15 protein-coding genes are annotated in these 12,322 nt (G+C 38.8%); 5 read left to right on the top strand and 10 right to left on the bottom strand.

The window, feature by feature from the left end; genetic code table 11:
- Position 1 precedes the first annotated feature (1 nt).
- Positions 2 to 451 (bottom strand): thioredoxin-dependent thiol peroxidase, encoded by a 450-nt coding sequence (gene bcp / locus AC4IF5_RS10825; protein WP_490734377.1) that lies wholly within the window; start codon positions 449 to 451, stop codon positions 2 to 4.
- A 33-nt stretch (positions 452 to 484) separates the two neighbouring features.
- On the opposite strand from bcp, the gene AC4IF5_RS10820 reads away from it, so the two are divergent.
- Positions 485 to 1,105: an endonuclease III domain-containing protein gene (locus tag AC4IF5_RS10820; protein WP_490734375.1), complete on the top strand. Its 621-nt coding sequence runs from the start codon at positions 485 to 487 to the stop codon at positions 1,103 to 1,105.
- 94 nt (positions 1,106 to 1,199) lie between these two features.
- On the opposite strand, the gene AC4IF5_RS10815 is transcribed toward AC4IF5_RS10820, so the two are convergent.
- Genes AC4IF5_RS10815 through AC4IF5_RS10805 form a run of 3 tightly spaced genes read right to left on the bottom strand, consistent with a single transcriptional unit; the run spans position 1,200 to position 4,013 of the window.
- Complete coding sequence (locus AC4IF5_RS10815) at positions 1,200 to 1,646, bottom strand: DinB family protein (protein WP_490734374.1); 447 nt, start codon at positions 1,644 to 1,646, stop codon at positions 1,200 to 1,202.
- Positions 1,647 to 1,653: 7 nt separating this feature from the next.
- On the bottom strand, positions 1,654 to 2,238 hold the full coding sequence (locus tag AC4IF5_RS10810; RefSeq protein WP_490734372.1) for a hypothetical protein: 585 nt from the start codon (positions 2,236 to 2,238) through the stop codon (positions 1,654 to 1,656).
- Positions 2,217 to 4,013 (bottom strand): DUF885 domain-containing protein, encoded by a 1,797-nt coding sequence (locus AC4IF5_RS10805; protein ID WP_490734370.1) that lies wholly within the window; start codon positions 4,011 to 4,013, stop codon positions 2,217 to 2,219. Before AC4IF5_RS10805 ends, AC4IF5_RS10810 begins: the two co-directional genes overlap by 22 nt.
- 169 nt (positions 4,014 to 4,182) lie before the next feature.
- Here AC4IF5_RS10805 and AC4IF5_RS10800 point away from each other — a divergent pair, with 169 nt between their 5' ends.
- The 4 genes from AC4IF5_RS10800 to AC4IF5_RS10785 all read left to right on the top strand — a co-directional run bounded on the left by AC4IF5_RS10800 (position 4,183) and on the right by AC4IF5_RS10785 (position 6,942).
- Complete coding sequence (locus AC4IF5_RS10800; protein WP_490734368.1) at positions 4,183 to 4,644, top strand: hypothetical protein; 462 nt, start codon at positions 4,183 to 4,185, stop codon at positions 4,642 to 4,644.
- A 173-nt stretch (positions 4,645 to 4,817) separates the two neighbouring features.
- Positions 4,818 to 5,522, top strand: coding sequence for a MotA/TolQ/ExbB proton channel family protein (locus AC4IF5_RS10795; RefSeq protein ID WP_490734366.1), 705 nt, complete (start codon positions 4,818 to 4,820; stop codon positions 5,520 to 5,522).
- Positions 5,523 to 5,616: 94 nt separating this feature from the next.
- Entirely contained in the window at positions 5,617 to 6,015 is a 399-nt protein-coding gene (locus AC4IF5_RS10790; RefSeq protein ID WP_490734364.1) for an ExbD/TolR family protein, read from the top strand.
- A 36-nt stretch (positions 6,016 to 6,051) separates the two neighbouring features.
- The gene (locus AC4IF5_RS10785) at positions 6,052 to 6,942 is read left to right on the top strand and encodes a ferric siderophore ABC transporter substrate-binding protein (RefSeq protein ID WP_490734362.1); all 891 of its coding nucleotides are present in this window, start codon (positions 6,052 to 6,054) and stop codon (positions 6,940 to 6,942) included.
- Between the two features lie 14 nt (positions 6,943 to 6,956).
- Here AC4IF5_RS10785 and AC4IF5_RS10780 read toward each other — a convergent pair whose 3' ends face one another.
- The 6 genes from AC4IF5_RS10780 to fbaA all read right to left on the bottom strand — a co-directional run bounded on the left by AC4IF5_RS10780 (position 6,957) and on the right by fbaA (position 12,300).
- On the bottom strand, positions 6,957 to 7,349 hold the full coding sequence (locus AC4IF5_RS10780; protein ID WP_490734361.1) for a hypothetical protein: 393 nt from the start codon (positions 7,347 to 7,349) through the stop codon (positions 6,957 to 6,959).
- A gap of 16 nt (positions 7,350 to 7,365) precedes the next feature.
- On the bottom strand, positions 7,366 to 8,100 hold the full coding sequence (locus AC4IF5_RS10775; protein WP_490734359.1) for an ATP-grasp domain-containing protein: 735 nt from the start codon (positions 8,098 to 8,100) through the stop codon (positions 7,366 to 7,368).
- 12 nt (positions 8,101 to 8,112) lie between these two features.
- The gene (locus AC4IF5_RS10770; RefSeq protein ID WP_490734357.1) at positions 8,113 to 9,516 is read right to left on the bottom strand and encodes a nucleoside recognition domain-containing protein; all 1,404 of its coding nucleotides are present in this window, start codon (positions 9,514 to 9,516) and stop codon (positions 8,113 to 8,115) included.
- A 203-nt stretch (positions 9,517 to 9,719) separates the two neighbouring features.
- Positions 9,720 to 10,229 (bottom strand): DUF6973 domain-containing protein, encoded by a 510-nt coding sequence (locus AC4IF5_RS10765; protein WP_490734355.1) that lies wholly within the window; start codon positions 10,227 to 10,229, stop codon positions 9,720 to 9,722.
- 54 nt (positions 10,230 to 10,283) lie between these two features.
- On the bottom strand, positions 10,284 to 11,138 hold the full coding sequence (gene accD, locus AC4IF5_RS10760; RefSeq protein WP_490734353.1) for an acetyl-CoA carboxylase, carboxyltransferase subunit beta: 855 nt from the start codon (positions 11,136 to 11,138) through the stop codon (positions 10,284 to 10,286).
- A 91-nt stretch (positions 11,139 to 11,229) separates the two neighbouring features.
- Positions 11,230 to 12,300 carry a class II fructose-bisphosphate aldolase gene (gene fbaA, locus AC4IF5_RS10755; protein ID WP_490734351.1) on the bottom strand — a complete coding sequence of 357 codons (1,071 nt, stop codon included), beginning with the start codon at positions 12,298 to 12,300 and terminating at the stop codon, positions 11,230 to 11,232.
- Between the last annotated feature and the right edge of the window lie 22 nt (positions 12,301 to 12,322).

Below are 12,322 nucleotides of genomic sequence, written 5' to 3'. Positions count from 1 at the left end.
GTTACTCCTCCAAAATCTGGTCAGCAGCTGTTTTCGATGTTACTTTATCAATAACTCTTGTACAGATCCCGCTTTCATCAAAAATAAAAGTAGTTCTTACAATACCCATATAGGTCTTACCAAATGTTTTTTTCTCCTGCCAAACTCCGAATTTTTCTATGATATTTCGGTTTTCGTCTGCGATAAGATCATAAGGAAAGGCAAATTTGCTATGGAAATTCTTCTGCTTCTTTACTGAATCTCCGCTTATTCCCAATAGCTGAAAACCGGCTTTTTTAAGTTTCGAATAATTGTCGCTCAGGTTACAGGCCTCCACGGTACATGTTGGTGTATTCGCTTGCGGATAGAAGAAAACCACCAGTTTTTTTCCTGTTAACTTTGATGATGTTATTGTTTCTCCGTCTTGATTGAGTCCTTCAAATTCAGGTAATTTGTCTCCAACTTTCAGCATAATGATGTAATTTTGTTCAAATTTAAGGGTTACATGACAAAAAAGCAAAGAGCTGAGCTCATTCAGAGAGAGTTGGATAAATTATATCCCACAACACCTATCCCGTTAGATCATACAGATCCCTACACACTGATGGTTGCCGTAGCGCTTTCTGCCCAAACGACAGATAAAAAGGTAAATCAGGTAACGCCAGACCTTTTCGCTGTAGCAGGAACTCCGCAAAGAATGGCAAAGCTGGAGGAATTTGAAATCAAAGAGCTGATCAAAGAAATAGGACTATCCAATACCAAGGCCAAAAACCTGAAAAGAATGGCCGAACTTCTATTGGAAAGACATAAGGGTATTGTTCCCCAAACTTATGAAGAGTTGGAAGCGCTTCCGGGAGTGGGACACAAAACAGCTTCGGTAGTAATGAGCCAGGGGTTCGGGTTCCCTGCTTTTCCGGTGGATACCCACATCCATCGTCTGATGACGCAATGGCAGCTTACATCAGGAAAAAATGTAGTGGAAACAGAGCGTGATGCGAAAAAATTATTCCCGGAGGACGTTTGGAATAAGCTTCACCTTCAGATCATTTTTTATGGAAGGGAATATTCTCCGGCCAGAGGAAAGGGAGAGAGGGATTTTATTACTAAAATGCTGTTTGAAAAATAAAAGATTTAATAATCCAACTAGCATCAGATTGAGTCCGCAGGGGCATTTTGTTTAGCTTGTCGCCGGACTTCTACTAGGATAGGCTGTATGGAAGTTAAATATCTAATAGTCTTCTGTGGTAATTGACCTGTCCCAAATGATAGTTCAGATGAGCTATGAGGTGAATCAGGAAATAATCTGTGGTCATTGTCCTTTCAAAAACAACAAGCGGATATTCTTTTTTCAGGTCATCATCTGATAAATGACCCAGCACAGAATCTATCATTGTGGCGGTTGATTCCGTCTTTTCAATAAGTTCAGCTCTGGGAATATCTTTTAATGAGAATTCAAGGTCGCGCTGTCTTACATAGCCTGTATTTCCAAGCTGTGCACCTATGAAGTGATTGAGGTTTCCCACCAAATGAAGACACAGATTGCCTGCCGAGTTGGAAATGTTCTTGTCTGTTTTCCAAAGATTTCCTTCGTTCCGATAGGCTTCAATTTCAGCTTTTAGCGTATTTAAATCTCTGTTGTAAAGAGATCTTAGGCTTTCTGTAATCATATCAATTTTATTTTATTACGGTTTTGAAATATCCTTTGAAGTGCTTCTGAACCAATCTGTCTATATTACATTTATAATCTATGAAACCATAAATACTATCATTTTTTTTGAAATTTGATGCGTTGAGAGTTAGCTTTTGGGCTACAATATTTGAAGTGATAAACTTTATTTCGTTTCTTAATGTTTTAGGATTTATGTCTTTGATTTTAAATTGATTATTGAATGCCTGAACTACAACTCCGTTTCCAAAATATCCATTGTTATTATTCAACCAGATATTCAGGGTATCATTTTTATAAAGAGCTTTACATTTATAATCAGTAAAGTAGATTGTCCCGGTTTTATATTGATCAAAAAAAATTGCTTTCTGAACAATATAAGCAGTTCTTGTTTTACTCTCCACGATTTCACTATGATATAGTTTCAGTTCAGGATATTTTGAGAGAATCTGTATCGTGTCATGAGAAGGTAAAGTTTTATCAACAATAAATTTTTCAAAATTTTGATTCTTTTGACAATTTAAAGCGGTCAGTAATAGAAAAATAAAAAACAAAAATAGTCTCATAAGAACTATTTTTGTTTTTTTGCCCAAAGCCCCATCTTTCTGTTCAGAACATCTAATGGAAGGCATCCCTGGCTCAATATTTCATCGTGGAAGCTTGCCAGGTTAAACTTATTGCCTAGCTCTTTCTGATATTTTTCTCTCAGCTCACGGATTCTTAAAGCTCCGATCTTATATCCCAGGGCCTGCCCGGGCATTGCCATATATCTTTCCACTTCTGCAACGGCAGCTCCTTCATCATAGGAAATATTGCTGAGGAAATATTTAATGGCTTCCTCCCTGGTCATTTTTCCGGTGTGCAGACCAGTATCTATAACCAGTCTTACTGCTCTCAGCATCTGATCGCTTAAATACCCCATCTTTTGGTAAGGATCTGTATACAATCCAAACTCTGGGCCTAATGTTTCACAATAATGGGCCCAACCTTCGCCATAAGCTCCAAACCATCCGAATCTCATGAATTTTGGCAGTTTTGTATTTTCCTGCTGCAAAGAAACCTGGTAATGGTGCCCCGGAATCGCTTCATGAAGGAAAAGAGATTCCATTCCTGAAGTGACATTGAACTTTGCAGGATCAGGAAGCGGTACATAAAATATACCTGCTCTTTTTCCGTCCGGAGTTCCGGGAATGTATTCCGCGCTTGCGCTGGCCTCTCTGAACTTTTCCGTCTGTCTGATCTCAAACTTTGTTTTAGGAGTCACATTGAACATGGTTTTCAGCTTTGGTGTGATCTTGGTCAGAATACCATTGAATCCGGCTAAAACCTCCCTGGCACTTTTATAGGTCATTGCCTTTGGATCAGTTTTCACAAAAGTGATAAACTCTTCCAGAGTTCCTGTAAAGCCTACCTGTTGCTTTACCTTTTCCATTTCTGCACGAAGCATAGCCACCTGCTGTTGACCGATCTTATTGATCTCCTCAGGTGTTTTTTTGGTGGTCGTCCAGGTTTTTACATAATAGCCGTATATTTCATTCCCGTTAGGAAGACTGTTGTATCCGTCAGTATCTCTGGCTTTCGGTAAATATTCCTTCTCTAAAAAAGTTCCCATTTTGGTGTAGGCAGGGATGATCTTTTTCGTAATAGCATCTTTATAAAGTGCCGAAAATTTATCTTTCTGGGCCTGGCTAAAGCTTTTTGGAAAATTTTTGATAGGTCCGTAGAAAATATTTTTGTCCATATCGGAAGTGGTGATCTCCTCAGCTTTCATTTGAGGGATCATTTTGACAACCAGCTTTTTAGGAAGTACGATCTTGTTGCTGATTCCCTCACGGAAGTTGTCTGCAGCGGCATCCATCCATTCCGGGAACTTTTCCATTCTTTTTAACCAGTCGCTGTAGTCTTTTTCAGTTTTGAACGGCTGGCTGCCCTGTCCGCTTCCATACAATGGGAAGGTAAGCGGAAGTCCTCCAAACTGAGTAAAAGGGATGTATTCAGGATGATAGATATAAGCCTCGATTTTATCTTTTAAAGTAAAGTCCAGGACATCGTATACTACCTTGTTCTCATCAGATAGAGCTTTGTAGTCTACATTGCCAAGTTGTTTCTGTACCGAATAGTAAAAGGCAATTTCTCCTGATATAAAGTCTTTATCAATATTAATGGGAAGCTGGTCGTTGTATCTTGTATCTCCCTGAGCGGTAGCGTCTAAAGGATATAGCTTAAGATACTGCTCGTAGTAATTGGCTGCAATCGAATCCAGGTTGCTGGGGGTCACTTTGGTAAGGGGAGAATCTGACTTTTTGCATGATGCAAGGCCGAGTATCAATCCTATTCCCAGAATACTTTTGGATAAAATGTTTTTCATTTTCAGAATCTTTATGAAACAAAAGTAAGTATTATTGGGAGATTCATACCCATCGTCCGGATTGATTTTAAAAAAATAATTTTCAAAATACTTTCAACTTTAAATCAATTTTTTATCTTTGTCTAAAACGTTTAACAATCATATTATTACAGTTCTTTTTTAAGAAAAAATGAAAGGGATTTTAAAAATTTACCATCCGGACGAAACGCTAAAATACAATATCAGAAATACTTATTGTAAAGCGGTCTATAGCAACCAGCAACATTTATTAGAGGTTGAAATTATTACGGATGACAGTTTGGATCATGTAGATGATGATTCATTACAGTACAACTTTCCGCAGCTCTCTCTCGAAGTTTTTGATTTCCCTATTGAGTCGTCTGAAATAGAAGGAAAGACTATCAAAATCAATGATTCCGACGAAGAAACCTACACAGAAGTAGACCTGTTCGATGACGATGACGCTTATATCTATGACAATGAGCTTTTTTTTGAGAAAAACGAGGAAGGAGAGCTTCAGGTAACCTGGAAAGGAACTATTGATGATTTCTATACCGGATCAGATACCCCGATCCCTTTTAGGTTAAAATGTGAATTCAGGCAGGATGATATTGAGGTAGACGAAGATTAATAAAGTCTCTCATCCTTTTTTATATCAAATTTCTTTTCAAAACTTCTTTTGGAAAGAAATTTGCTGTTTGTAAATCATAACAAAATTTAAGTTGTTTTTAAGCAATTTTTAAGATATCAATTCATAATATTCCACTACATTTGTCGTTGAAACTTTAATAAAATTCACATTTAATGCTGTTAACGGAACTTTCTCAGATTTTATTTGCGCAAATTGCTACACCCGTAGCTGCTACAGACAATTTAGAATTTTCATTTTGGAAGATCATGTTCCACGGAGGAGCCTTCGCTAAAATAGTGATGGCAACTGTATTGCTGTTGGGCGTACTCTCTTTGTATCTGTTTTTTGAAAGATTCTTCTTTATCAAAAGGCTGACGTCAAAGACTGATTCCAATTTTATGAATAATATTGAAGATTTTATCAAAGCAGGGAAGATAGAAGCGGCGGCTGACTACTGCAAGACGCAGAACTCACCTGAAGGAAGAATCCTGGAAAAAGGAATCTCAAGATTGGGTCGTCCTGTTTCTGATATCGTTAGTGCCATGGAATCTCAGGCACAGGTAGAAGTGGCGAATATGGAGAAAAACCTGAACCTTTTGGCTGTAGTTCCGAGTATTGCTCCGATGCTGGGGCTTTTGGGTACGGTAATAGGGATGATTATTGCTTTCTTCAATTTGTCGCATGCGACAGGATCTTTCTCTCCGAAAACACTTTCGGAAGGTATTTATACAGCCTTAGGGCAGACAGCGGTAGGTCTGGCAGTGGCAATTCCTGCTAATTTCTGCTATAATATCCTTTTGACAAAGATTGATAAGTTCGTATTGAAAGCTCAGAATATGTCAGGAGAATTTTTAGACCTTATCAACAAACCTTTATAAATATTTCTTATGAAATCGCTATCGGAAAAAGTTCTTTTTTGGAATTATTAATTGAGCGATTCCATCTGACCATTAAAAATATCAGAATAAACAGATGAAAATTCAGAGAAGAAATAAGGCGAATCCGGAATTCAGTTTAGCAGCGATGACAGACGTTATCCTGTTGATGCTGATCTTCTTTATGGTGACTTCTTCTGCAGCCAATCAAAGTGCTATAGATGTGAATCTCCCGAAGACCGGAGCAGTTGAAGATAATATTCCCAATCCTTTGACGGTAAGCATCAAACCGGATGGTTCATTTTTTGTAGATGATAATCCGGTAAACAAAGGTGAGCTGGAAAAAATTATTGTGGATAAATTAACCGGTCAAACAAATAAATCTTTCACGATCAGAGCAGACGAAAATACATTGCATAAAGATGTTGTTTTTGTCATGGAAATCGCTGAAAAGCATAAGTTTAATATTGCTATTGCAACGGTTAAAGATAAATAATAAGCCGGAATCTCCGGAAAGAATTACTTTTTTAAGATGAGAAGCTATACAGCAAATAGAAACGAAGAAAATAAAGACAGGATAAAAAGCGCTCTGCTTTCTATCCTTATCTGGGCTGCCGTTTTGCTTTTTGTTTTTTATTATAAATTAAAACCTGAACTGGATCAGGAACCTGAATTGGTAACCACAATGCTTGTGAATTTTGGGGATAACCGGAACGGAAATGGAATTGAAGAGCCTGCCGAGCAACCGGGAAGTTTAGCTGCGGCTACCGAAGAGATAACTCCTGAACCAGCTGAAACGCCTGTTCCGGAAACGAAGACCATAGTTAAACCCGAACCGGAACCAATACCTGAGCCCAAGAAAACTGAAGTTAAGGAGAAGGTCATCACAGGAAATAATTCAAAAAATACAGTTCCTAAAAAAGAAGAATCAAAAAAAGCTGAAAAAAAGGAAGCAACAAGTACCAGCGCTTCGAAAAATACTAAAAAATCAGGCGCCACTACTGCCAATTCCAAAACCGGAAATGGTGACGGAAAAGGGAATGCTGCTATTGGAAACCTGATCAGAGGAAGAGGTACCAAGGCGGGAAGCCAGGGAACCGGTGAAGGTATCGGTAATGCAGGAGATCCTTTGGGAGGCGATGGAAATGGAGACAGCAAGGTGGGGATCGACAGAAAGCTGATCGGATATATTCCGGGAACGATGGGCAGAGGAGGGGCTCAGCCATCTCACAGCTGTACTGCCAGCGGATCAATTACCATAGCTTATACGGTGGATAAAGCCGGAAATGTGGTTTCCGCAAGAAGAACAGGAGGTATTTCAGATCCTTGTGTATCTTCCACCTCCGTAGCCTGGGTAAAGAAATATGTAAAGGCGGAGAAAGCCAGTACATCATCTACAGGAACTTATAAGATTACATTCTAAAATATAAAAGCACTTTACTCAAGTGCTTTTTTTAATTCATTAATTCTATTGATAACAGGAAGGGCAAAAATTCCGCTGGTCTGAAGATAAAGCTCATAGAATGTCTTTGCTTTATCCTGGAAATCTTTATCCTGGTCTTCTCTGCTTTTAAAGTAGAAAAGATTACCCAGCATTTCATAATAGTCTTTGTGGTCTCTTTCCTGTCTTTCATTGACGATTTCAATCATCTCTTCTTTTGTCTTGGAAGAAATTTCTATGAAGCTCATCTTGAAAATATCTCTCATCAGCGTATCAAAATCCAGTTCTTTCTGCATCAGGCTTTCTTCGGGTTTGTCAAGGATCAGTTTTTCCAATGCCTGCGTCAGTTGACGGATGAGTCGTAAGGTAAATTCTTTATCTGTGATCATATACTGATATTTTTAATTAAAACTTTAAATAATCTTCTGTTTGAGCCAGTTCACTCCATCTGGCAGAAAGAAACCTGGCATAATGGGAGGAAGAAAGTCCGTATGTTCCCAGAGAATGGCCATCGTTTACTTCCACCAATATTGTTTCTCCTTCTTCATTAACGCCAAAATCCAAAGCGTAAGAATGAGGTTGGGATTGAAATGCTGAAATGGCATTCTGAACGGTTTTTAGATCAATTTTTGTATCCCAGTCTCCCTTGTATCTTCTGATATCCAGAATTTCTTTATAACGGATGAAACATCTCCATTCCGTTTTAAAATTAATGAGCTCGGAACACCATATTTTTATATCATTTTCCTGATCAATGAGTCCAAGAAAATCCATTTCATTTTTGATAACCTTGCCGGGAAAAAGCTTGGTCTCTGTCTGTGGCTTTATAAAAATATTCCAGTTTCTGCTGTTGAATATCTCATTAATAGTAGAATCCCAAATCTTTCTTTTTAAAAAAGGCTTTAGCTCTTCCTGGTAATCAATCTCTTTAGCTTCACGGGGAATATGTAGATTCTGTAGTCGTTTTCGTACATTCAGAATACCTCCAACGATAATAGGTTCCGGATTGGAATCCGTGATCTCATCAGCATCTGTAAATTTCTCAATTTCAAAACCAAAATTTTTAAAGCCTTCGTAGGCAGTAAAAGCATTCACATTATAAAATTCACCATGTTTGTCGGTCTGGATGTAGGCTTTCATCTTGTTAATGAATTAAGCAAAAAACAAATAGGCGAGAGCAATTGATGTAATAACCCCTACTAGGTCGGCCAGAAGCATGGCAATTACCGTATATCTGGTGTTCTTTACAGCTACGGCTCCAAAATATACGGCAATTACATAAAACGTCGTATCTGAGCTTCCCTGAAGGACTGCTGCCAGTTTACCCTGGAAGCTGTCTGCTCCGAAGGTGGCCATTGTATCTACCATCATACCTCTTGCTCCGGAACCGGATAAAGGTTTGATCAAAGCGGTAGGAAGCCCGTCAACGAATCTCGGATCCAGACTTGCTGCATTGGCGGCCCATTTCATACCATCGATGATCACATCGAAAACACCGGATGTTCTTAACAGGGAAATAGCGATCAGCATCCCAACCAGGTAAGGAATAATCTTAACACAAGTGGTAAACCCTTCTTTTGCCCCTTCAATAAAGGCATCAAAAACGTTGATCTTTTTATAAACAGCTCCAAGTACGATGGAAAGGAAAATAAAGAGAATAAGGCCATTGCTGAGGACTTTGCTGAAATCATCCAGCTCATCTTTGCTCAGTTGTACCAGATACACGACCAATAATCCGATGATCGCTGAAATTCCGCCTACATAAGCAATAACTACCGGGCGAAGCAGATTGATCTTCTGATATAAAGATACAATGATCATTGCCGCTAAAGTGGCCGCAAAGGTAGCGATCATGCACGGTAAGAAAATATCGGTAGGTGTTTTTGATCCCATTGACGCTCTGATCGCAATAATAGACACGGGGATAAGGGTCATTCCTCCCGCGTGAAGGCACAGGAACATGATCTGTGAATTGCTGGCGGTATCTTTATTGGGATTTAAGGTCTGCAGACTTTCCATCGCCTTTAAACCGAAAGGTGTAGCGGCATTATCCAGACCAAGAAGATTGGCGCTGAAGTTCATCAGCATATGTCCGAATGCCGGATGGTTTTTAGGGATATCAGGAAATAATTTTGAGAAAAACGGCTGAATAAAACGACTCAACAGATTGATTCCGCCTGCTTTTTCCGCAATGCTCATGAATCCCATAAAGAGGGTCATGATCCCGATCAGTCCAAGACAGATCTTTACTGCGGTTTCTGATGTTCCGATAACGCCGTCAGCTTCCTGAAGACGGTAAACTTTTACATCTTGTTTTAAAGAATCTGTTTTATAGTGGATTCTGCTGTCGGCAAAATCACTTTTTTTCATCAGGCTGTCCCTGACAACAGGAGCAAGGGTGTTTATAGGCTGGGTTGCGATTTTCACCGTATCACCACCTTTTCCTACCACCATATCATTGAAAATGGTTTTGTAGTGGCTTGACGAAATATATTTTATACTGGCAATGGCAATGGCGATGATAATAAAAGCCGACCAAATTCTGCTGAGAACCATTTGGATTTAATTAATTGTTTAAACTTATCAAAAATACTTTAAACCACAAAAATAAAGAAAGCCTAATGACAGCTTGTTAATTATTCAGATTTATTTTAATGCAGTGTTTGCAAAGTCTATTGATGAATGGAATGCCTTTGCGAACAAAAAATAGGCAGCGGGCTTTATATTTCCTTTGCGTATTCTGCGGTTAAAATAAAAGATTATTCCTCCAGGTAAACCAGGTGACCCTCAAAATTATCATCCAGGTTTTTAAGGACTTTAGTATCCTCCATTTTTTTGATTAATCCCTCCACAAAGAAGCTTTTCTCAAAAAACTGACGATGGATTCCGGGTAAAAGCTCCATGAAATAATCCATTCCAAACTTGTTGTTATGAAGATCCATTTTGGTTTCCAGAGGCTGGTTGGGAAATAGCTCTTCATGCAGATCTGTCATTCTCTTGCAGAAATCCAGCGCTTTTTTAGGAGAGGAAATTTTACAGCAGTACATCATAATGAAACAACACCATAACGCATGTCTGAAAGCATTTCCTATACCGTTACTGGATGCTGTTTCCGGAAATCTTTGCTGTGCTATCGTGAATGCTTTTACCGTAGCATGAAAGCTCAGTAGGGCAAAAAGAGGATGGGGGAGAATAAGCGATAAAAGACGAACGATCTTTTTAAAGCTCATACTCCGGATGGTATTGAAAAATATCTTGAAAGTCCTCATAAATAAAAATCTCTCCCTAATTAGAGAGAGATTGTATTGTTTTTGTTACAGATACTATGCTTTTGCAGCTAATAAACTAACTGTTTTGGCAACAGTATCCTGAATTTCAGTTCTTTTTACGATGAAATCTACAAATCCTTTTTCCTGTAAGAATTCTGATGTCTGGAATCCTTCAGGAAGGTCTCTACCGATCGTCTCACGGATTACTCTTGGTCCCGCGAAACCGATAAGAGCTCCCGGCTCAGCCATGATGATATCAGCCGTCATAGCGAAAGAAGCCGTGATTCCTCCGAAAGTAGGGTCACAAAGATAAGCGATATACAAAAGTCCCGCTTCTGAAAGCTGGGCAAGCTTAGCCTGAACTTTAGCCAGCTGCATCAAAGAATAGGTTGCTTCCTGCATTCTTGCACCTCCCGACTGACAGATGATCATATACGGAAGTTTGTGCTTGATACAGTAATCTATCGCTCTTCTGATCTTTTCTCCCATTACGGAGCCTAGAGATCCTCCAATGAAAGCAAAATCCATACAGGAAACTACCATTTCAGTTCCCTTTACAGTTCCTACAGCATTTCTGATGGAATCTGTAAGCTTTGTCTTCGCCTTTACTTCCTTTAAACGGTCTTTATAAGGTTTTGTATCTTTAAAGTTTAAGATATCAATACTTTCCACATTGGCATCCAGTTCGGTAAACTTGCCGCCGTCAAAAAGGATGTCAAAAAATTCCGCACTTCCTATTCTTACATGAAATCCGTCTTCAGGAGAAACATAGTTATTTCTCTTGAGTTCATCATGTTCCACAACTTTTCCTGATGGAGTCTGATGCCATAGGCCTTTGGGAACGTCCTTTTTTTCATCAGTAGAGGTGGTAATGTTTTTTGCTTTTCTTTTAAACCAGTCGAATGCCATTTTGTATTAGTATTAATGTATAAATGTAAAAAGTATTAATGTAAATGCATTCGTTATGAATACGTTTTACATTAATACAAATGTACAGTTCTTATTTTAAAGTATTTACGTTATTTAAATCTTCAAATGCTTTCACCAATCTTGTAGAGAAAGTTTCCTCACCTTTTCTTACCCAAACTCTTGGGTCGTAGAATTTCTTGTTAGGTTTTTCTTCTCCTTCAGGGTTTCCGATCTGAGCTCTTAAATAATCGATATTGTTGACCATATAATCTCTAACGCCTTCTGTATAAGCAAACTGAAGGTCAGTGTCGATATTCATTTTGATGACTCCGTAGTCGATCGCTTCTCTGATCTCCTCCAAAGTAGATCCTGATCCTCCGTGGAATACAAAGTTAACCGGCTTGGCAGCAGTACCGAATTTCTCCTGAACATATTTCTGAGAGTTGTCAAGGATCTTCGGTGTAAGAACCACATTTCCTGGCTTGTAAACTCCGTGTACGTTACCAAATGCAGCTGCAATGGTAAAGTTGTCAGAAATAGCTTTTAATTTTTCATAGGTATAAGCTACATCTTCCGGTTGAGTATATAATTTTGAGTTATCAACATCTGAATTGTCAACACCGTCTTCTTCACCACCTGTAACTCCGATTTCTACTTCAAGAGTCATCTGAAGCTTTGCCATTCTTTCGAAATATTTAGCAGAAATCGCAATGTTTTCTTCTAAAGGTTCTTCAGAAAGGTCCAGCATGTGAGATGAGTAAAGGGATTTTCCTGTCTGCCTGAAGAATTCTTCGTTAGCATCCATCAATCCGTCGATCCAGGGAAGTAATTTTTTTGCACAGTGGTCTGTGTGTAAAATTACAGTTGCCCCGTAAGCTTCAGCAAGGGTATGAATATGTTTAGCACCTGCGATCGCTCCTAAGATTGCAGACTTCTGTCCGTCATTGCTTAATCCTTTCCCTGCATTGAAAGCAGCTCCACCATTTGAAAACTGGATAATTACAGGAGAGTTCAATTTCGCTGCAGTTTCCATCGTAGCGTTTACGTTGCTTGATCCAATTACGTTTACTGCAGGTAATGCAAATTTGTTTTCTTTAGCATACTGAAAGATATCAGTAACTAACTGACCTGTGGCAACTCCTGCCGGAAAAATTCTGCTCATGTTTTACTTTTTGTTATAAATT

The sequence above is a fragment of the Chryseobacterium sp. UF-290 genome, from assembly GCF_058245615.1.
Note: the sequence above shows the minus strand (reverse complement) of the source record. Positions and strands in the feature narration are given on the sequence as shown.

Excerpts from the sequence above, each read along its gene's own strand:
- bcp (WP_490734377.1), bottom strand. The coding sequence starts at position 451 with ATGCTGAAAGTTGGAGACAAATTACCTGAATTTGAAGGACTCAATCAA.
- AC4IF5_RS10820 (WP_490734375.1), top strand. The coding sequence starts at position 485 with ATGACAAAAAAGCAAAGAGCTGAGCTCATTCAGAGAGAGTTGGATAAA.
- AC4IF5_RS10815 (WP_490734374.1), bottom strand. The coding sequence starts at position 1,646 with ATGATTACAGAAAGCCTAAGATCTCTTTACAACAGAGATTTAAATACG.
- AC4IF5_RS10805 (WP_490734370.1), bottom strand. The coding sequence starts at position 4,013 with ATGAAAAACATTTTATCCAAAAGTATTCTGGGAATAGGATTGATACTC.
- AC4IF5_RS10800 (WP_490734368.1), top strand. The coding sequence starts at position 4,183 with ATGAAAGGGATTTTAAAAATTTACCATCCGGACGAAACGCTAAAATAC.
- AC4IF5_RS10795 (WP_490734366.1), top strand. The coding sequence starts at position 4,818 with ATGCTGTTAACGGAACTTTCTCAGATTTTATTTGCGCAAATTGCTACA.
- AC4IF5_RS10790 (WP_490734364.1), top strand. The coding sequence starts at position 5,617 with ATGAAAATTCAGAGAAGAAATAAGGCGAATCCGGAATTCAGTTTAGCA.
- AC4IF5_RS10785 (WP_490734362.1), top strand. The coding sequence starts at position 6,052 with ATGAGAAGCTATACAGCAAATAGAAACGAAGAAAATAAAGACAGGATA.
- AC4IF5_RS10780 (WP_490734361.1), bottom strand. The coding sequence starts at position 7,349 with ATGATCACAGATAAAGAATTTACCTTACGACTCATCCGTCAACTGACG.
- AC4IF5_RS10775 (WP_490734359.1), bottom strand. The coding sequence starts at position 8,100 with ATGAAAGCCTACATCCAGACCGACAAACATGGTGAATTTTATAATGTG.
- AC4IF5_RS10770 (WP_490734357.1), bottom strand. The coding sequence starts at position 9,516 with ATGGTTCTCAGCAGAATTTGGTCGGCTTTTATTATCATCGCCATTGCC.
- AC4IF5_RS10765 (WP_490734355.1), bottom strand. The coding sequence starts at position 10,229 with ATGAGGACTTTCAAGATATTTTTCAATACCATCCGGAGTATGAGCTTT.
- accD (WP_490734353.1), bottom strand. The coding sequence starts at position 11,138 with ATGGCATTCGACTGGTTTAAAAGAAAAGCAAAAAACATTACCACCTCT.
- fbaA (WP_490734351.1), bottom strand. The coding sequence starts at position 12,300 with ATGAGCAGAATTTTTCCGGCAGGAGTTGCCACAGGTCAGTTAGTTACT.